General features: G+C 61.2%; 17 protein-coding genes. 10 read left to right on the forward strand and 7 right to left on the reverse strand.

The window, feature by feature from the left end; all coding sequences use genetic code 11:
* From DYQ94_RS15170 to DYQ94_RS15195, 6 genes are all read left to right on the forward strand, one after another.
* On the forward strand, positions 1–2289 hold the full coding sequence (locus DYQ94_RS15170; RefSeq protein ID WP_184429092.1) for a methyltransferase domain-containing protein: 2289 nt from the start codon (positions 1–3) through the stop codon (positions 2287–2289).
* Between the two features lie 51 nt (positions 2290–2340).
* Positions 2341–3402 carry a glycosyltransferase family 4 protein gene (locus DYQ94_RS15175; RefSeq protein ID WP_024938361.1) on the forward strand — a complete coding sequence of 354 codons (1062 nt, stop codon included), beginning with the start codon at positions 2341–2343 and terminating at the stop codon, positions 3400–3402.
* 20 nt (positions 3403–3422) lie between these two features.
* A complete protein-coding gene (locus DYQ94_RS15180) occupies positions 3423–5165 on the forward strand; it encodes a glycosyltransferase (protein WP_126966688.1) in 1743 nt (580 codons plus the stop codon).
* A 37-nt stretch (positions 5166–5202) separates the two neighbouring features.
* The gene (locus tag DYQ94_RS15185) at positions 5203–5802 is read left to right on the forward strand and encodes a glycosyltransferase (protein ID WP_237474934.1); all 600 of its coding nucleotides are present in this window, start codon (positions 5203–5205) and stop codon (positions 5800–5802) included.
* 77 nt (positions 5803–5879) lie between these two features.
* Positions 5880–6914, forward strand: a complete 1035-nt coding sequence (gmd, locus tag DYQ94_RS15190) for a GDP-mannose 4,6-dehydratase (protein WP_024938358.1) — start codon at positions 5880–5882, stop codon at positions 6912–6914.
* Positions 6898–7863, forward strand: a complete 966-nt coding sequence (locus tag DYQ94_RS15195) for a GDP-mannose 4,6-dehydratase (protein WP_024938357.1) — start codon at positions 6898–6900, stop codon at positions 7861–7863. The genes gmd and DYQ94_RS15195 overlap by 17 nt, the downstream gene beginning before the upstream one ends.
* 270 nt (positions 7864–8133) lie before the next feature.
* Here the strand turns inward: DYQ94_RS15195 and DYQ94_RS15200 are convergent, their stop codons facing one another.
* The 7 genes from DYQ94_RS15200 to DYQ94_RS15230 all read right to left on the reverse strand — a co-directional run bounded on the left by DYQ94_RS15200 (position 8134) and on the right by DYQ94_RS15230 (position 15381).
* Positions 8134–10158 (reverse strand): hypothetical protein, encoded by a 2025-nt coding sequence (locus tag DYQ94_RS15200; protein WP_126966630.1) that lies wholly within the window; start codon positions 10156–10158, stop codon positions 8134–8136.
* Positions 10158–11474 (reverse strand): NAD(P)/FAD-dependent oxidoreductase, encoded by a 1317-nt coding sequence (locus tag DYQ94_RS15205; protein WP_024938355.1) that lies wholly within the window; start codon positions 11472–11474, stop codon positions 10158–10160. The genes DYQ94_RS15200 and DYQ94_RS15205 overlap by 1 nt, the downstream gene beginning before the upstream one ends.
* A complete protein-coding gene (locus DYQ94_RS15210; protein ID WP_223214397.1) occupies positions 11471–11896 on the reverse strand; it encodes a GtrA family protein in 426 nt (141 codons plus the stop codon). The genes DYQ94_RS15205 and DYQ94_RS15210 overlap by 4 nt, the downstream gene beginning before the upstream one ends.
* Complete coding sequence (locus tag DYQ94_RS15215) at positions 11893–12861, reverse strand: glycosyltransferase family 2 protein (RefSeq protein ID WP_228960050.1); 969 nt, start codon at positions 12859–12861, stop codon at positions 11893–11895. Before DYQ94_RS15215 ends, DYQ94_RS15210 begins: the two co-directional genes overlap by 4 nt.
* A complete protein-coding gene (locus tag DYQ94_RS15220) occupies positions 12845–13546 on the reverse strand; it encodes an NAD-dependent epimerase/dehydratase family protein (protein WP_024938352.1) in 702 nt (233 codons plus the stop codon). Before DYQ94_RS15220 ends, DYQ94_RS15215 begins: the two co-directional genes overlap by 17 nt.
* Positions 13547–13690: 144 nt before the next feature.
* On the reverse strand, positions 13691–14635 hold the full coding sequence (locus DYQ94_RS15225) for an electron transfer flavoprotein subunit alpha/FixB family protein (protein ID WP_024938351.1): 945 nt from the start codon (positions 14633–14635) through the stop codon (positions 13691–13693).
* Positions 14635–15381, reverse strand: a complete 747-nt coding sequence (locus DYQ94_RS15230; RefSeq protein WP_039525367.1) for an electron transfer flavoprotein subunit beta/FixA family protein — start codon at positions 15379–15381, stop codon at positions 14635–14637. Before DYQ94_RS15230 ends, DYQ94_RS15225 begins: the two co-directional genes overlap by 1 nt.
* A 216-nt stretch (positions 15382–15597) precedes the next feature.
* On the opposite strand from DYQ94_RS15230, the gene rfbB reads away from it, so the two are divergent.
* The 4 genes from rfbB (at position 15598) to rfbD (ending at position 19063) form a co-directional block, all read left to right on the forward strand.
* Entirely contained in the window at positions 15598–16653 is a 1056-nt protein-coding gene (gene rfbB / locus DYQ94_RS15235; RefSeq protein ID WP_065032868.1) for a dTDP-glucose 4,6-dehydratase, read from the forward strand.
* A gap of 63 nt (positions 16654–16716) precedes the next feature.
* Positions 16717–17604, forward strand: coding sequence for a glucose-1-phosphate thymidylyltransferase RfbA (rfbA, locus tag DYQ94_RS15240; protein WP_024938348.1), 888 nt, complete (start codon positions 16717–16719; stop codon positions 17602–17604).
* Positions 17601–18158, forward strand: a complete 558-nt coding sequence (gene rfbC, locus DYQ94_RS15245; protein WP_024938347.1) for a dTDP-4-dehydrorhamnose 3,5-epimerase — start codon at positions 17601–17603, stop codon at positions 18156–18158. The genes rfbA and rfbC overlap by 4 nt, the downstream gene beginning before the upstream one ends.
* Positions 18155–19063 carry a dTDP-4-dehydrorhamnose reductase gene (rfbD, locus tag DYQ94_RS15250; RefSeq protein WP_126966631.1) on the forward strand — a complete coding sequence of 303 codons (909 nt, stop codon included), beginning with the start codon at positions 18155–18157 and terminating at the stop codon, positions 19061–19063. The genes rfbC and rfbD overlap by 4 nt, the downstream gene beginning before the upstream one ends.
* Positions 19064–19173 lie beyond the last annotated feature (110 nt).

Consider the following 19173-nt stretch of genomic DNA (forward strand, 5'->3'; position numbering starts at 1 on the left):
ATGACCGAACCGATGAATATTGACGCGCTGGTGGCAGCCTTGCCGGAGAAGTATCAGCCCATTTTTGGCCACCCGGAACTCTCGGACGGCAGCTCTCGCGGTTGCGAAGACAGGCTGGTGCTGATCCGCGACTGTGCACGGCAGCTGCAGGCAGCGCTGGGGCGGCCGTTGCGGGTGCTGGATCTCGGCTGTGCGCAGGGGTTCTTTTCTTTGAGTCTGGCGGCTGACGGGCACCAAGTGCACGGTGTGGATTTCCTCGATCTCAACGTCAACGTGTGTCAGGCGCTGTCTCGGGAGCATCCGGTGTTTGCCGCATCGTTCGAGCACGGCACGGTGGAGGATGTCATCTCGCGGCTTGATCCGGATCAGTACGATCTCGTGCTGGGTCTGAGCGTTTTCCACCACCTTGTGCATTCTCAGGGAATTGCGCGTGTTGCGGCGCTGTGCCGAAAGCTTTCCGAAGTGACTGAGGCAGCAATCTTTGAATTGGCATTGCGGGAAGAGCCACTTTACTGGGCGCAGTCGCTCCCGCATGACCCTGCAGAGTTGTTGAGCGATTATGCGTTCACCAGGCTGTTGGCGCGGCAGGCGACCCATCTGTCCGCCGTTTCCAGGCCTCTGTACTTCGCCAGCAGCCGGCTGTGGTACGTGGGAGAGAGTGTCGGCCGATTCAGTTCGTGGTCGGGCGAGGCGCACGCCTACGGGCGCGGCACCCATCAATACAGCAGGCGCTATTATTTCGGCGAACAGGTTTTCGTCAAGAAAATGACGATGGGGATCGGCGGGCGATCCGAGATCAATCGGCAGGAATTCGATAATGAGGTGGAATTCCTCAGCAATCCACCGGCGTCCTACCCGGCACCCCGGTTGATCGCAGCGCTGGACGATGCGTCTGATCTGTTTCTGGTCAGGGAGATGGCGGAAGGACGTCTGCTTTCTGAGCTGATCGATGACGGCTCTCCGTATGACGCCGACCGAGTGATCGCTGATCTGCTCGAGCAATTGGTGATACTGGAGCGCGCCGGTCTTTACCATAATGATGTCCGTTGCTGGAACGTGTTGATGGCCCGGGATGGGCGCACGCTTCTCATCGATTATGGTGCGATTTCCAGCGATGCCACCGATTGCTCCTGGCTCGGTGATTTGCTGCTGTCGTTCCTGATTACCGTAAAGGAAATATTGCAGCGGCAGATCGTTCCGTCCAATCCAGGTCGAGAACCCGCGCTTGACTTCATGGTTCTGCCGCCCCGCTACCGGAATGCCTTCATCCAGGCCTTCGGCCAGGAGCAGACTCGCTGGACCTTCGCCGAACTGCAGCAGTGCATCGCGCGTGGCGAAGCAGGTCCGGACCGTGCGCCTGAGTGGACCTCTCTGTACCTGCACATGCAGCAGGCACTGCTCAACTACAACACCCGCCTGGGCGCGCTTTATACCCAGAACGAACACGACAGGGTCGAACTTGCCGGGCGTGCGTCGCTGCTGGAGCGGATGCAGGAAGGTGTCCAGCAGAGCCAGGAAAAGATTGCGTCCCTCCAGCTTGACGTGGAGACGGCCGACGCCCGTTATCGCGATCTTGAAAAGGCCAGCGGTCAACTGAACGACTGGGCAAGAGAACTGGAAAAGCGCGCTTCCGCGGCTGAGGAAAATGATGGCGTTCTAGCCGATCGCCTGGCCGAGCAGACGGCAAACAACGCGACGCTGGTTGCACGCGTCGCGGAACTGGAGTTGGAGCTGGTCGAGCGTCAGCGGGTTCGCGAACTGTCGGAACTGCTGGCCGCCGATGTCAGCCGACTCGTTGAAGAACGCGATGCAATGCAGGCGAGGATGGTGGAACTGGAACAGCTCAACGAGCAGCACGCAACCACCAATGCCCAACTGCAGGCCAGGATCGTTTCGTTGCTGGAACGCGTCAAGACGTCCGAGGCGTCAAAGGCCGACGATGGGCGCAGGCTGAAAGATCTGCAGGCGGACTTGTCGCAACGTCTCGAAACCATAGAAGCGGCGCGTCATCGTGCGCGTGAGCTGGAGCTGGCTGTCCAGATGCTGGAGAAGCAGCTTGCAGAGTTTCACGCCAGCCGCTCATGGCGTGTCACGGCGCCGCTGAGGTGGTTCAGTGTGAAAGTGAACAAGCGCGGCGCTCCTCCCTCTGTCCCGCTGATTCAGCGGACAGAGGGAGCGGTTACGGCGGTCTCGGAGCACACCCTGGATACCCCGGCTGGCGTAGCCATCGACAAGCGATTGGTCGCGCTGGATCAGTTAGGTGCTCGCATCAGAAGGATGCGCAAGTAAGATCGGACAACGCAGTTGTGTGGGCAGGGACATCATTGAAGGGGAATTTACTTGAAGAGAGTTATTGTGCTTGGCGCGCAAGTGCCGTTTGTCAGGGGCGGCGCCGAGCTTCTCAACGAGGAGCTGGTCAGGCAGATTAATCTGTGGGGCAAGTCGCGCAATGTCGTTGCAGAACTGGTGCAGCTGCCTTACAGGTGGTACCCGGAAACAGAGATCATGTCCTCCCTGCTGGCATGGAGGTTGCTCAATCTGAATGACAGTAATGGTCAAAAGATCGACCTGTGCATCTGTACCAAGTATCCGACCTATGCGGCGTCGCATGACAACAAGGCGCTTTGGCTTGTCCATCAGCACAGGGTGCTTTACGACCTGGGGCGCACGCGCTTCGACCAACCGCACCTGACCGCCAGGGAAGCTGCGATTCGTGATGCCTTGCGTGCGTCTGACAAGGAGTTGCTGTCAGAAATCGAACCTCGCTACACGATCTCCCAGACGGTCACGGACAGGCTGCAGCAGTACAGCGGCCTGGGATCCGAAGTCCTTTATCCACCGTCCAAGCTGGCGCCCTTCATCAAATCCGGCGACTACGGGGATTACGTGCTGTGCATTGGTCGCCTGGAGTCGATGAAGCGGCCGGATCTGCTGATCCGCGCCGCCCAGCACGTTCCCCATGCCAAGGTGGTGATTGCAGGCACGGGGGCCGGCGAGTACGCACATTCGCTGGCGCCTCTGGTAAGGGAGTTGGGGCTGGAGGATCGTGTCGAGCTGGCGGGCTTTGTCGATGACGCGAGGCTATTGGAGTTGATTGCCAACTGCCGTGCAGTCTTCTACTCACCAGTGGACGAGGATTACGGTTTTGCAACGCTGGAAAGTTTCGCCGCATACAAGCCGGTCATTACGGTGGATGACAGTGGTGAAGTTGGCCGAATCGTTCAGTCCACCGGTAGTGGTTGGGTGACGCGTCCCACGCCGGAGGCCATTGCAGAGAGCCTGGTCGATTGCTACTCGAAGCAGCCGGCGCAGCTCCGTGCCCTCGCCGAGGAAGGTCAACGCATGAGCACCTCCATCACGTGGGATCGCGTGATAAGCAATCTGGTGGAGAGCCGGCTTTGAGTGCCCCGTATCGCATCGCGATGGTCGGGCCACAGCCCCCGGAGCGCTCGGGCATTGCGGAGTATTCGGCAGGCCTGGTGGAGATGCTGCGGAAGCAAGGTCTGGACGTGGAAGTGATCACCCGGGGCCGCCTCGAACGCGAGGGGTCAATGAGCGTGATCGACACCCTCCGGGATGTGGATGCGGTCGTCTACCAGATGGGAAACCATCCCGCGTTCCATGGCTGGATGCTGCCGCTGATGGCGGCCAGGCCGGGCGTCGTCCATCTGCACGATCTTGTGCTGCATCATATGGCCGCGGGTGTCTTGAACGACGAAGCTCGCCTGCTGAACGGCGATTACCTCAGCCTGCTGGAGAAGTGGCATTCGGCGAACGAGATCAGCGCCGCCGGTTTGGCGCTTCGCTGCGGCGCTCCCGTGTGGAATCGCGAGGATGTGGTGCAGTTTCCTCTTCATCAGGTGGCCACCAAGCTCGCCATCGAGGTCGTGGTGCATTCCCGCTATGCGGCTGATCGCGTCGCTGCGGACTTTCCATGGCTTCCCGTCACCGTGGTGCCGCAGCTGTATCCTGTGGTCGCACCGCACCGCGAACGTAACCAGTTGCGTACCATCGCGCTCCTGGGCGGCGGGCACGCCAACCGACGTTTCGACTGGGTGGTGCAGGCCCTGGTCGCCATCGACGCAGATCTGACGGAACCGGTCACGCTGGAAATCGCGGGGGAGCTGGAGGCTGCTGTCAGCGTGGAGCTGGAAGCCTTATCGGGCCTCCGCAACGTGCGGCTGATCAACCATGGACACGTCGACAATGACCAATTCCGCAGCGTCTTCGAGCGCGCCGATTTGATGATCGCCCTGCGACAACCGACGATGGGCGAGACCTCTGCAGTCGTGTCCAAGGCGCTACAGGCGGGCCTTCCGACCATCGTATCGGATCACGGTTGGTACGCCGAGCTACCGGTCTCGGTAAAGAAGCTAGCGCCGGATGCCGGGTGTTCGGAAGCGCTGGCAGACCTGCTGCGGCAGCTGATCCTGGACCAGAGGTCCTATGCAGCCTGGGCGGACGAATGCACCGATGCCGCACGCCGAGCGGCATTCGACCCATTCGTGGCGGCCGAGCAATATGCGCGTGTCTTGCGGAAACACCGCGTATTTTCCGATTTCAGGGATACCGTTGCCGAAGCAGTGGCAAGTTTGAAACTCGATCTAGACTCCCCGCTTGCTGACGAACTGCATCGGATCGACGTGCTGAGCACCTTGCGGGGAGATCAGTGGGTTGGGAAAGCCATCAGCGCACTGGAAGAGCAAGAGCTGGATCCTGATGCCCGTATCGTAGGAGCATCGGTTGGCTACCCGTATGACGAGCCCTTGCCCGAGGCGGCTTTTCAGGGCCAGGCCGTCGTGCTGGAATCACCGTCGGTCGTGGAGCCCACGAGCCTGATCTCCCTGAAAGTGGAGCTGATCAATCACAGCGAGTATCCATGGCTCAGTCCTTTTGGCTATTCGCTGAAGCCCTTCGGTATCTACCTGGGACATTTCTGGTTCTCTGCGGATACGACAGAGGAACTGGCCGAACAGCCTCGCCATTTCCTGCATGACGTGGTGACCCCGCTGTCGTCCGGAATTCATGAAATCACGGTCCGTGCTCCGGAAGTTCCAGGTGAGTATTACCTGGAGCTGGATCTGGTCCAGGAATCAGTTTGCTGGTTCAAAAGTCGTGGATTTTTGCCGGCCCGGCTTCGCGTGCTCGTGGAAGCCACTCAATAATCAGCGGCGTATGTCCATCCATCACAGGTCTTCACCCATGAACGTAATATCCAAATTGCGCGCCCAGTCGGGCATCGTAGTCGCATTGATGGCGGTCATCGCCTTGGTCGGCTGCTCCAGGTCGCCGGACGCTGAGCAGCCAGTGCAGGGTGCGGTACAGCAGCAGAAGACAGTGGCCGAAGCGCCCGAGATGAGCGGCGCATTGACGCAGGACCAGGCAGGGGCCCGCTATGCCATCGCTTCGGATCCGGTTATCGTTCAGAATGGGGCCTTGCTCAGGACCGTCGTGTCGGTCACCAACCTTGGCAAGGTCATGATCAGTTCGACGGGGAAGCTGCCGGTAAACCTCGCCATTTCCCTGGCGGACCGTGACGGTGCCGTGCTTCAGCAGGATTTTGTGCGCGCATCGCTTCCAACGGGTGGGATCGCCGCGGGCAGTACCGCCGAGGTGACCGTTGAGGTGCCCACACAGGCCGTGCTTGGCAAGGTCATGCGGTTCGGCCTGGTGCAGGAATCGGTAGCGTGGTATAGCGACTTCAAGATCGAGCCCATTGACTACGGCCCGATTACAGCGTGCCAGGATCAAGGCACGCAGGCCGTTTGTGGCGTAGGCGGAAAGCCCTTGGCCACGCGCTGAATCCAAACGATCACTGGAATAGGGCCGGCTTCGCTCAGGCTTGATTCAAATCCAATACGTAAATCAAGAGACTATTAATGAAAACTGCGTTGATTACCGGAATCTCCGGCCAAGATGGTGCTTATTTGGCCCAGCTGTTGTTGGACAAAGGCTACCGCGTGTTCGGTACGTACCGGCGCACGAGCTCGGTCAACTTCTGGCGCATCGAGGAGCTGGGAATTGCAGCGCATCCGAACCTCAATCTGATCGAATACGATCTGACGGATCTGGGTTCAAGCATCCGCATGCTTGAGAGCGCCGGAGCCACCGAGGTCTACAACCTGGCTGCTCAGAGTTTCGTCGGTGTGTCCTTCGACCAGCCAACCACCACGGCCCAGATCACCGGCATCGGTCCTGTCCACTTGCTGGAAGCGATCCGCCAGGTGAACAAGGACATCCGCTTCTACCAGGCGTCCACCTCCGAGATGTTCGGCAAGGTGCAGGCAGTCCCGCAGATCGAGAGCACGCCGTTTTATCCGCGCAGCCCTTATGGCGTTGCCAAGCTCTACGCACACTGGATGACCGTCAACTATCGTGAGAGCTACGGCATTTTCGGTTCGAGTGGCATCTTGTTCAATCACGAAAGTCCATTGCGTGGACGCGAGTTTGTAACGCGGAAAATCACCGACTCTGTCGCAAAGATCAAGCTTGGAATGTTGGACTGCCTTGAACTTGGAAACCTGGACGCCAAGCGCGACTGGGGTTTCGCACGCGAATATGTGGAAGGCATGTGGCGGATGTTGCAGGCTGATGAGCCCGATACGTTCGTGCTTGCGACCAACCGGACCGAGACGGTACGCGACTTCGTCGCAATGGCCTTCAAGGGCGCCGGGATCCATGTCGAATTCCGCGGCAGCGACCTGGATGAAACGGCGGTGGATACCGCAACCGGGAAAGTGGTTGTGCGGATCAACCCTAAATTTCACCGTCCGGCCGAGGTTGATCTGCTGATCGGCAATCCTGAGAAGGCCGAGCGTCTGCTCGGATGGCGTCCAGAAACTACGCTGGAATCGTTGTGCCAGATGATGGTGGACGCTGATCTGCGGAGGAACGAGCGTGGTGCTTCATTCTGATCTCGGCAGCAAGCGGATCCTGATTACAGGAGCGTCCGGTTTTACCGGGCGCTATGTGACGGACGAACTCAAAGCACAGGGTTGCGAGGTCATCGGTCTTGGGGGGGCGGAGCATTCGGTCCCCTCCTGGGCTGCTGGGCTGAGACCGGCTGACCGATATCTCCAGGCCGATCTGCGTGATGCAGATGGCTTGCGCAACGTACTCAAGGAAAGTCGTCCGGATATCGTCATTCACCTGGCGGCGCTCGCGTTTGTGGCGCACGGCAATGCAGATGATTTCTACCAGGTGAATTTGGTCGGTACCAGGCACCTTTTGCAGGCGATCGACGACGCTGCGATTGCCCCTGAGCGCGTCCTGATCGCAAGCAGCGCCAATGTCTACGGTAATTCCTCGGCAGGTCGACTAGACGAATCGGTCACTCCTGCGCCGGCCAACGACTATGCGGTCAGCAAACTCGGTATGGAGCATGTCGTCCGATTGTGGCAAGGGCGCCTTCCCTGCACGGTGGTTCGCCCATTCAATTACACAGGGCGTGGCCAGTCAGAAAATTTCTTGATCCCCAAGATCGTGTCCCATTTCGCAAGGCGGGCCGCACGGATGGAGCTCGGGAATCTGGACGTGGCCCGTGACTTCGGCGATGTCAGGGCTGTTGCCTGCGCGTACCGTGGGCTGCTTCAGTCCGAGGCGGCGGTAGACCGCACCGTCAACGTATGTTCCGGCATCGCGTTCTCGTTGAGGGAAGTCATAGACCTCTGTGCCCAGATCACCGGTCACACACTCGATGTCTCGGTGAATCCTGCATTCGTTCGATCCAACGAAGTGAAGATGCTTTGCGGGGACAATACGTTGCTGCGGCAGATGACCAGTGATTGGTCATGTCCCCCATTGCGGGAAACGCTGGAATGGATGTTGACCGCGCCATCCCAGGACGAGCCACTCGCCGCCTGATTGGTGTCATGCGAGGGGCGCTGCAACGGCGCCCCATGGATCCGCATGATCGCCATCTCCAGCCCGATTCAATTGGCCCGGCGTCCACCCGGCCGGTGGATCGTGGCATTCCCATCGCATGATTGCTTGCGCCCAACGACGGCTGCGGCAGAGAGCTCTTTATCCGGCGATGCAGACCGCTTGACGGCCGAATCACTCTGGCAGGACGCAAGCGTGTCTGCCAGGCCGCATGTCTTGCACTTTACGTGTCAAGACATGCGGCTGCTCTTCTCAGGGACGGGTTCCCAGTTCCAGTGACATCAGATAAATGCCCAGTACCCGGTCATCCAGGGACATGCCCAGTTGCGACGGCGATGCAGGTTCGTCATAACGCATCTGAATACGGACTTCCTGCCCTGCCTGCAGTTGGGGCAGGCTGATCCTCAGCGGTTGCGGTTGAGGCGTCGATGCGGTCAATTTCTGCACCTGCCACTGCCCGTCGTTGACACGTGCGCTTACCTTCATTGAGGTCCTCTTCGGCGCCCATAGTCCGGACACGTGCAACACCAACGGTGCTCCCTCGGGAATGGATTGCTGCACACTGAATTTGAGTTCGGACTCATCGCCGATCGACCAAGTACCGGATGGCTCGTCTGCCGACCAACCCGCGCCCAGATATGGGCGAATGTGTCCGGGGGTGAGGGACTGCGCCGCGGGCAGGATCGGTGCCTTGGGCAGATCCTGTCGGTCTACCACGAAGTAGCGGGCAGTATCCGGCCTGCGATCGAACTTCTTGGCGACGAGTTCCGCAGCACTGTCCGGGGCCAGCGCGCACGCTCCCGCGGGATACACGGTAATGGGCGCGCCTTCCTGTCCTGGAATGTAGAGCGCCTTGCGACATCTCGGACCTACCACCAGGGCAGGAAGACTCGATGGGGGACCCTCGGTGGCAGCATTGCGCTCAAAGAAGACCTCTTCCGTCGGACTCCAGAGCCACGGCACGTAGCCATAGATGAGCTGGGCGGCGCGGCTGGGGGTCAGGTAGGACTCGACCTTCGCCGGCCAGGCCGTACGCGCGCTCAAGACGGCGGTAAGCGCAACGATGACCCACGTTCCAGTGCCAAGCCAGCGACTCCAGCGACCCGGCCACATCGGTTGCAGCGCGGCGATCAGCGGATAGAAAAGGCAGATGTACCACAGGCCGTATCGTGCCGGTCCGAATGTGCCGCCGGAGTTGATGTTGGTGGTCGCCGCCTGCGCAAGCATGGCCGCCAGCGCATAGACGACCACGTAGACGAGCAGGGTCGGTGCCGGGCGCGCGTAGCGTCGCTTGATCAGGCCGTACAAGGCAATTGCAAGGATCACCGGCCCCAGCGGCCAGCTGGGCAGAAGTCCGATATCGGGGTCGAACAGGTAGCGCAACGACGACAGGACATGCAGATCCGAGACCTGCGCGCCTCCGTTGATCAACTGCGGGGTGATGCTGCCGAAGCGCGAAAAGTAATAAAACGGGTGCAACAGGGCAAACACCGGGGCCAATGCAAGTGCCAGGACTTCCAGCGACGACATGCCGGAAGCTCGCGACCTTGCGTGGATGACCAGCGCGAGGACGCAGGCCAGGCAAGCAGGCACCGCAAAACTGATGTTCTGACTCGTCACAATCGCAAGCAGCAGGCCTGTGTACGCCCAGCGCCGCTGCAAGGCGCAGGCCAGCGCCGCTGTACTGAGCACCACTGTGAACAGCTCGGTGTGCACCTTATTCACGTACCACAGCACTGGTGACGCAAGCAGGATCGCTGCAGCCGCCAGGATTCCCCGCCGGCCGTGCAGGTGGTGGCACAACAGGAACAGGCCCGCAATCAAGATGGCGTGCAGCAGCATGTAGTGCGCATGCGACTCGGTGCTGAGGCCGATGATTTCGCCTGCTTCCCCGACCGCGGCTGCTGCTGCGGGGTAAAACCAGAAGTGATTGAAATCAGTACCGCCGTTGACGGTCAACGGCCGGTACATGTTCTTGAGATCGGCTACCGGCTGCATTCCCCGGATCTGGCCCGACAGTCTCAGCCGCTCGTAAGCGGCCCATGTCTCTTCCTGGACGTAGGGCCGATGTTCGATGCCCATGGCCATTTCCATCGCGTAGTATTCCGAGCCGTCGCCGGTACGGTCCCTCGGAAAGCTACAGAGGACTGGATACAGCACCGCGACGATCAGCAGCCCAGCGACCAGATACAGCAAGGCGATGCGAATACGTCGCTGGTTGTCCGACATGTTCCGGCGCAAGTCATCCGTGCCCTGTGCAACGTATTCGGTAGTCATTAACGCCCGTCCGAAGCCAGAATGTCGTTGGCCAGGTTCCTGCCTTCGCGCACGGCATAGTTGGTGCCGCGGTCTTCCGGATAGACCTGCGCCATGCTGGTCAGGTAGACATTGGGCAGCGGGGTCTTACGTCCCGGGACCAGGCTCGAATAATGCTTCTCGGCGATCGGCTGGGCGTATTCGGCGCGCCATACATGGACGTCCTGAATCCAGCTACGGTCGAACGCGGGAAACATCTTCTGCAGATGTGGCAGCGAGAAGTCGACCAGCTCCTGGTCGGTCATCGTGTACATCGGGTGGCTGGTCGGAAGGTACTTGGACAGGTAGACGATATGGCGACCACCGTACGAGCTGGCCGGCTCGAAGTTCGTATGCTCGATCACCCCGACGTACGGGAATCCGGGATCGTTGACATTCAGCCAGTAAGTTTCAGACAGGCTTCGGTCCAGCGAAAGCACCATGCACACATTCGCCAGATAACGGATGCGCCGCAGCGACTGCAGGAATGCGTCGTCGGTCTTGCCCTGGAGCAGGTTGGCAGAGATGGGGAAGGCGGTCGACAATACGACGTTGTCAGCCTGCACTTCGCCGTCTTCCAGCAGCACGCCGGTGGCAACGCCATTCGCGGTCAGTACCGAGGTCGCGCTGGTGCCAAGCCGAATTTCACCACCCAGTCGAACGATGGCTTCACCAAGTTTTTCAGCCAGCGCGGCGAAGCCGCCGCGATAATAGGCGAGCACTTCGTCGCCCGAGTTGCTGCGGCTGCCGCCGCGCAACACAAGCTTTTTCCAGAACCAGACCGCGGAAACATCGTCGGCCACATCGCCGAACTTGCCGACAAGCAGCGGATCCCATACGACCTTGTAGGCTTTCTCGCCACACAGGTCGAGCAGCCATTCCTTGGCACTGAGATTCTCCAGTTTCTTCCAGTCCTTGACCGAGCGGGCACGCAGGACCGCGATGCCAAGACGGATGCGATCGATGAACGGCAGGGCATCGAACCGGAGCAGGTCCATTGGAGTGCTGAGGCGATAGAACTGGTCCGCAAAATACATGCCGGTCCGGGTGGGGCGCAGCACGATGTTGTCGTTTGCTCCCAATTCTTCGATCAGCTTGAATATCTCGACATCGTTGTTGAACCAATGGTGATAGAACTTCTCGAGGACCTGGTCGCCAACCTTGAAACCGCCTGCCAGGCCGCCAAGTTCATGGTCACGCTCGACGACCAGGACGCGCTTACCCTGCTTGGCGAGCTCGTAGGCGACAGATAGGCCGGCGAAGCCGCCGCCGATGATCACAGTATGGAATTGGTTCATTTGCTTGAGATGCTCGCAGGGGATCGGAATGTAATGGCGCGATTTAGAGAGAATTGCAGAATCAGCACGACCACCAACGTGGCCAGCTTGGCCCAAAGCGGATTCCAGCCGAGGACCGAAACCAGGCCCCATAGCAATGCGCTGGAGACGAGGTAGCCCACCAACGCCGTTGCAACGAAGAGGCCGAGACGCCGCATCGTTTTATCGTAGGTCTGAAACGTGAAGTGGCGATTCAGTGCGAAACTGAGCAAGGTGCCGGCAAGATAACCAGCCGCGTTGGCGAGTTGGTAGTTGACGTGCAGCCAGATCAGCCCGGTGTACACACACAGGTCCAGGCAGACGCCGGAGCCCCCGCAGACCGCGTAAAGGACAAACTGGCGGATGCGCGGATCCGCCAGCGCCACGCGCAGTAATTTCATCATGTGGCCCGTTCGTTATGTGATGGGATATTCGCGGTCGACTCAATCACTGCCTGCGGCGTGGCGTTAACGTGCCGCAGGGCGCGGCCGAGGTATTCGCCAATGACACCGATCGCAAGTAACTGGACGCCGCCAGTGATGAGCACGCAAACCATCATGGAGGCCCAGCCGACCGGCATGGCGTTGACGGTGAACCGTTGAACGACAAAGACCAGTGCAAGCAGGAAGCCGAGCATGGAGACTGCAATCCCCATCAGCGAGGCGAGTCTCAGGGGAAATACCGAAAAGCTGGTGGCCATCTTCAGCCACAGCGAGATGGACTTGCGGAGGCTGTAACCGGACTGTCCGTCTGCACGCGCGTGATGGTCGATCTTGATGCTGGTGATTCTCGTCGTGGTGGCAAGAATCAAACCATCGAGATACACGTTGGGGCCGGTGAACTTGACCAGTTCTTCCCGGACTCCAGCGACCATCGCACGAAACGGCGACAGATAGAGTCCCTGGGGCTTGCCAAGCAGATACACCGCCATCCGGTCATTCAGTGCGCTTCCGGCTTTCTTCCACAGCGCGTGCTGCTTGGAATGGAAGCCTGCGTAGCAGACATCGTAACCATCGCCGAGAGCGGCAAGCAGCGCGGGAATGTCGTCGGGATTGTGCTGCAGGTCGTCATCCATGGTGATGATCTGCTGGCCGCGCGCCACACGCAGGCCGGCCATGATGGCGTTGTGCTGGCCTGCGTTCTTGCGCAGGTTGATCACCTTCCACCAAGGCCGCTCGCGCGCCAAGTCAAACAGCACCTTGCGCGAGTCATCCGGGCTGCAGTCGTTGACCAGGATGACTTCAAAGGAATCGCCGAACATGGTGGGCAGTGTCCGGCCCAGCTTGTCTGCGAGTTTCGGCAGGATCGACGCACTCTTGTAGACCGGGATAACGACCGAAAGTTTGCAGGTCTCAGTTGGCATTGTCATGGCGATGATATTTTTCCAGGAGGCGCCGCGTGTACCCGGGGCTTACGTCGATGCCAAGGGTCGGTGCGACCTGCATCATGAGTGTGGCATCCGGCTGCGTCCCCCCGGTGCGGTCGACAATCTCGCGGCGCGCATGCAGGCCCAAGATCGATTCCATGACGTCCACCAGTGCCGGCATGCTGATGACCTCCGGCGGTGCCAGGCTGGCGCGCAGTTGCTCGGGCGCTCCATCCTGCAACAGGCGCATGGTGATTGCGGCGACGTGCTCAACGTCTATCAGGCACCTCACGGCACCGGACCACATCGGGATCGGCTCGCCGCTGCGTAGACGGTCGGTCAAGAAATTGATCAGGTTGTGCGGATTTCCCGTGCGCCCCACCACTTGCGGCAGGCGCAGGATCAGATAGCGGCCGCCGCGATCGGCCACCAACTGTTCCATCCGCACTTTGTGACGGGCGTACTGACCGCTCCCGCGATCCGGGTCTTCGATGCTGCACGTACTGAAATAGACGAAGGCGCCCCTGGCGGCCGCAAGCCGCTCCTCCAGCAGTTGCTGTTCGCGCGCATAGGCGGAGGGGTCGATCTCACTGGAATTTGAGACTCCGGATGCGAATAATGTGGCCTCCAGTGTTTCGATAGCTTGAGCATCAAAAGCGGATGCAAGCAGTCCTCTACCGACAATCATGGGCGCGATGGATCCTCTGCATGGTGGGTGCAGGCCGATGCGACATGTCGATCCATGACCATCTCGCCTGAGCGGGGGTTGAACAGTTTACAACCAGAGCGACCGTTCTAGGGGACGATGCCGAGGAAAGAGGTGGACAGCGCTCTATGCGAGCGCTGTCTCAAGTTCCGGCAGGAGAGTGAAAAGATCTCCCACCAACCCGATATCGGCAATCTCGAAGATCGGCGATTCAGGGTCCTTGTTGATTGCCACGATCGTGCCGGCGTCCTTGATGCCGGTCAGATGCTGGATCGCCCCGCTGATGCCGATCGCCACGTACAGCTCGGGGGCGATGATCTTGCCGGTCTGGCCGACCTGCAGCTCGTTCGGTACATAGCCGGCGTCCACGGCGGCGCGCGAGGCGCCCACGGCGGCGCCGAGTTTGTCGGCCAGGCTGTAGATGTGCTGGAAGTTCTCGGCCGAGCCGACGCCGCGGCCGCCGGAGACCACCCGCTTGGCGCTCTGCAGGTCCGGGCGATCGGAGCTGCCTGCGGCCAGGCCGACGAAGCGGGTATGGGTGGGCAGCGCGGCATCGACGGTGACTGCTTCGACCGTCGCACTACCGCCGGCTGCCGCTTCCGGCCAGGAGGCGCTGCGCACGGTGGCGACCACGATCTGGTCGGCCGGCGCTTTCACCGTGATGATGGCATTGCCTGCGTAGATCGGGCGCTTGAAGGTGTAGGCATCTTCGACCGCCATCAGGTCGGAGACCTGGTTGACGCCCAGCAGCGCGGCAACCACCGGCATCAGGTCCTTGCCGAACGTGGTCGAGGGGCCGAATACATGGGTGTAGCCCTGGCCGGCGAGCTGGGCGATCTGCGGCCCCAGCACCTGCGCGATGGCATGTTCGTTGGCGGCGTTTGCCACCGTCAGCACGCGAGCAACACCCGCCAGCTGCGCGGCCTGCGCCGCAACCGCGGCCGGATCGGCCGCCAGCACGACGATGTCAATGGACTCGGCCGACACCGCCAGCGCGGCGCTGAGGGTCTTGGCAGTGGCCGCATTGAGCTGGCCGTTGAGATGTTCGGCAACGATGAGAACCTTGGCCATTACAGCAACCCCTTCTGCTTGAGTGCGGCCACCAGCTCGGCGGCGTCCTTGACCATCACGCCGCGGCTGCGCTTGGACGGCGCGGCGTAGTGGGTGGTGCTGAGACTGTCATGCGCATCGACGCCGAGATCGGCAAAGGCCAGCGTTTCCAGCGGCTTGCTCTTGGCTTTCATGATGTCCGGCAACTTGATGAAGCGCGGCTCGTTCAAGCGCAGATCGGTCGTCACCACCGCCGGCAGGTCCACTTCCAGCGTCTCCAGGCCGGCATCGACTTCGCGGGTCACCGTGGCCTTGCCATCGGCGACCACCAGCTTGCCGGCGAAGGTCGCCTGCGGGCGACCCCACAAGGTGGCCAGCATCTGGCCGGTCTGGTTGGCGTCGTCGTCGATCGCTTGCTTGCCCAGGATGACCAGATCCGGCTGTTCCTTCTCGACCAGCTTGAGCAGGGTGCGCGCGGCGGTCAACGGCTGGATTGCCGCGTCAGTGACCACGTGGATGGCGCGGTTGGCGCCCATCGCAAGCCCGTTGCGCAGGTGCGCGGCCGCATCGGCCGGGGCCAGGGTGGCGACCACCACCTCGGTGGCGATGCCGGCGTCGCGCAGGCGCAACGCCTCTTCCAGGGCGATTTCGTCGAACGGGTTGGGCGAGAGCTTGACGCCGTCGGTGACCACACCGGAACCATCGGGCTTGACCTGAATGCGGACGTTGTAGTCCACCACGCGCTTGTAGGCGACGAGGATTTTCATCGTGTACGAGATCCTTCAGCTGTTGCGGGAAGGCCCGGCCGCGGCGGCAGGCTCGGGAGTGGGGCCATTCTAACCGGGCGGCATGCACCATGCGATGGCGTATGGATGCTGCGGCGCAACACTTGCGCATGCCGTTTGGGCCTGGGATTGCTCCGACCGTATATCCTGTGTGGTTTGAGAACGCAGCGCTGCGCGCGCGACCAGGAGGGGTAGACAGTGGCGACTTGGCTAGTGACCGGCGGGGCCGGTTTTATCGGCGGAAATTTTGTTCTTGAGGCAGTGGCGCGCGGCATTCGCGTGATCAATCTCGACGCGCTCACCTATGCGGGGAACCTGAACACGCTGGCGTCGCTGGAAGGCAATGCCGACCATGTCTTCGTCAAGGGCGACATCGGCGACGGCGCGCTCGTGACCCGTCTGCTGCAGGACCATCAGCCGGACGCAGTGCTGAACTTCGCTGCCGAAAGCCATGTGGATCGCTCGATCGAAGGCCCCGGCGCGTTCGTCCAGACCAACGTCGTCGGTACCCTGGCCTTGCTCGAGGCCGTGCGCGACTACTGGAAAGCACTGCCGGATGCGCGTCGCGAGGCCTTCCGGTTCCTGCATGTGTCCACCGACGAGGTCTATGGCACGCTGGGCGAGACCGGCAAGTTCACCGAGACCACGCCGTATGCGCCCAATTCCCCGTACTCGGCGTCCAAGGCCGCCTCGGATCACCTGGTACGCGCGTTCCACCACACCTACGGGCTGCCGGTGCTGACCACCAACTGCTCGAACAACTACGGCCCGTACCATTTCCCGGAAAAGCTCATTCCGCTGGTGATCGCCAAGGCGCTGGCCGGCGAGGCGTTGCCGGTGTACGGCGATGGCAAGCAGGTACGCGACTGGCTGTTCGTCAGCGACCACTGCGAGGCGATCCGCACCGTGCTGGCCAAGGGCCAGGTCGGTGAGACCTACAACGTGGGCGGCAACTCCGAGCGCCAGAACATCGAGGTCGTGCAGGCGATCTGCGCGCTGCTGGATCAGCACCGCCCGCGTGAGGACGGCAAACCGCGCGCGAGCCAGATCACCCATGTCACCGACCGCCCCGGACACGACCGTCGCTACGCGATCGATGCCTCCAAGTTGAAGAACGATCTGGGCTGGGAGCCGGCCTATACCTTCGAGCAAGGCATCGCGCAGACGGTGGAGTGGTACCTGACCAACCAGGCCTGGGTGCAGGGCGTGCTGGATGGCAGCTATCGGCTGGAACGGATCGGCGCCGCGGCCTAACGCGAGCCCTTAGGCAAGAGTCCGCGCATGTAAGCGTGTGCGGGCCTCAACAGGACATACCTGATGACACAACGTAAAGGCATCATTCTGGCGGGCGGCTCCGGCACGCGCCTGTATCCGATCACCAAGGGCGTCAGCAAGCAGCTGTTGCCGGTGTACGACAAGCCGATGATCTACTACCCGCTGAGCGTGCTGATGCTTGCGGGTATCCGCGACATCCTGATCATCAACACGCCGCACGAGCAGGCGCTGTTCCAGACGCTGCTGGGCGATGGTTCCCAGTGGGGCGTCAATATCCAGTATGCCGTGCAGCCCAGCCCCGATGGTCTGGCGCAGGCCTATCTGATCGGCCGCGAGTTCGTCGACGGCAAGCCGAGTTGCCTGGTGTTGGGCGACAATATCTTCCATGGGCATGGCCTGACCGATACCTTGCGCCGCGCCGATGCGCGTGAGCAGGGTGCAACCGTCTTCGGTTACTGGGTCAACGACCCGGAGCGCTACGGCGTTGCCGAATTCGATCAGCAAGGCAAGGTCATCGATATTGCCGAAAAGCCGGAAAAGCCCCGTTCCAACTACGCCGTCACCGGCTTGTATTTCTATGACGGCAAGGCCAGCGACTACGCGGCTGCGTTGAAGCCTTCGCCGCGCGGCGAGCTGGAGATCACCGATCTCAATCGCTGCTATCTCGATGCCGGCAATCTGCACCTGGAGCCGTTGGGGCGTGGGTATGCATGGCTGGATACCGGCACGCATCAGTCATTGCACGAAGCGGCCAATTTCATCGAGACCATCCAGATGCGCCAGGGCCTGCAGGTGTGCTGCCCGGAAGAAATCGCATTTGGTCAGGGCTGGATCGATGCCGAGCAGCTGGAGCGTCTGGCGGCGCCGTTGTTGAAGAATGACTACGGCAAATATCTGACTGCATTGGCCAAGCGCGGGGTTGTCCATTGAAAGTGATCGAAACGACGTTGCCCGGCTGCGTCGTCATCGAGCCTGCGGTCTTTGGCGATGCGCGCGGTTATTTCTTCGAAACATGGAATGCAGAGCGCTTCGGGCAGCACGGCCTGCCGACAAGCTTTGTACAAAGCAACGTCTCCACGTCCGCCAGGGGCGTGCTGCGTGGTCTGCATTACCAGTGGCCCCGGCCACAGGGCAAGCTGGTGAGCGTGCTCGAAGGCGAGGTGTATGACGTCGCGGTGGATATCCGTGCCGGGTCACCCCACTTCGGGCGTTGGACTGCCGTTTTGCTCAGTGCGGAAAACCGCCGCCAGGTCTGGATACCTGAAGGCTTCGCGCATGGTTTTGCCGTGCTTTCAGAAAAAGCATTGTTCAGCTATCTGTGCACCGACATTTACGTCAAGGAGGCAGATGCTGGCGTGCGCTGGAACGATGCGGCGATCGGGATCGATTGGCCGATCAGCGATCCAGTGCTGTCCGCCAAGGATGCCAAAGCGCCGTTTCTGAATGAGGTGCCAGTCGATCGACTGCCGGTGTACATGCCGTGACCACGGTGTTGTTTGGTGCCAATGGGCAGGTCGGGACGGAACTGCTGCGCGCACTGGCAGCCGATGACGCAATATGTGCAACGACGCGCAGCGGCCGGTTGGCCGATGGAAGTGCGTGCGAGACGGCGGATTTCGACGCGCCGGAAATGCTGGCCGCTTTGTTGGACCGGGTCGGCCCGTCGCGCGTGGTCAATGCGGCCGCCTACACGGCGGTGGATCGTGCCGAACATGAGCGAGACAGCGCCATGCGCGCAAATGCCATCTCGCCCGGCGTCATCGCCGCATGGTGTGCATCCCGCAACGTTCCGCTGGTGCACTACTCGACCGACTACGTCTTCGACGGTCGAGGTCACGCACCGTATCCGGAAGACGCGCCGACCTCGCCACTGGGCGTCTACGGTGAGACCAAGCTTGCTGGCGAGGAGGCCATCCGTGCTTCGGGCACGCAGCATCTGATTCTGCGCACGGCATGGGTGTACGCCTCGCGCGGCGCCAATTTCCTGCGCACCATGTTGCGTGTGGGTGCCGAGCGCGATGAGCTGCGGGTGGTGGCCGATCAGGTCGGAACGCCGACACCCGCCGCCCTGATTGCCGATGTCACTGCGCAGTTGCTGCGCCAACGCACCCCCGACACGTCGGGTACCTGGCACCTCACGGCGGCAGGGCAGACCAGCTGGCATGGTTTTGCCGAGGCGATCTTCCAGCAAGCCGTCAGCACAGGCCTGTTGTCGCGCGCACCGCGCGTGGTGCCGATCACGACCGCCGACTATCCGACGCCCGCAAAGCGGCCGGCGTACTCGCGGCTGTCGATCGACAAACTGCAGCGCGATTTCGACATCGTGTTGCCGGACTGGCAGCTCGGCCTGCAGCGCGTGATTGCCGAAATCGCCGCTGCCAGAGAGTAAATCCGCAACTCTGGTCGGTGGCGATAGGTCCGCTGATCGATACGAGCCGCAAAAACAAACAGCCGGGAATCCCCGGCTGTTTGCTGATACGTCGGAAGGGCCTGCAAGCG

This window comes from Xanthomonas sp. LMG 8993 (assembly GCF_009835065.2).
Taxonomy (GTDB): Bacteria; Pseudomonadota; Gammaproteobacteria; order Xanthomonadales; family Xanthomonadaceae; genus Xanthomonas; species Xanthomonas arboricola.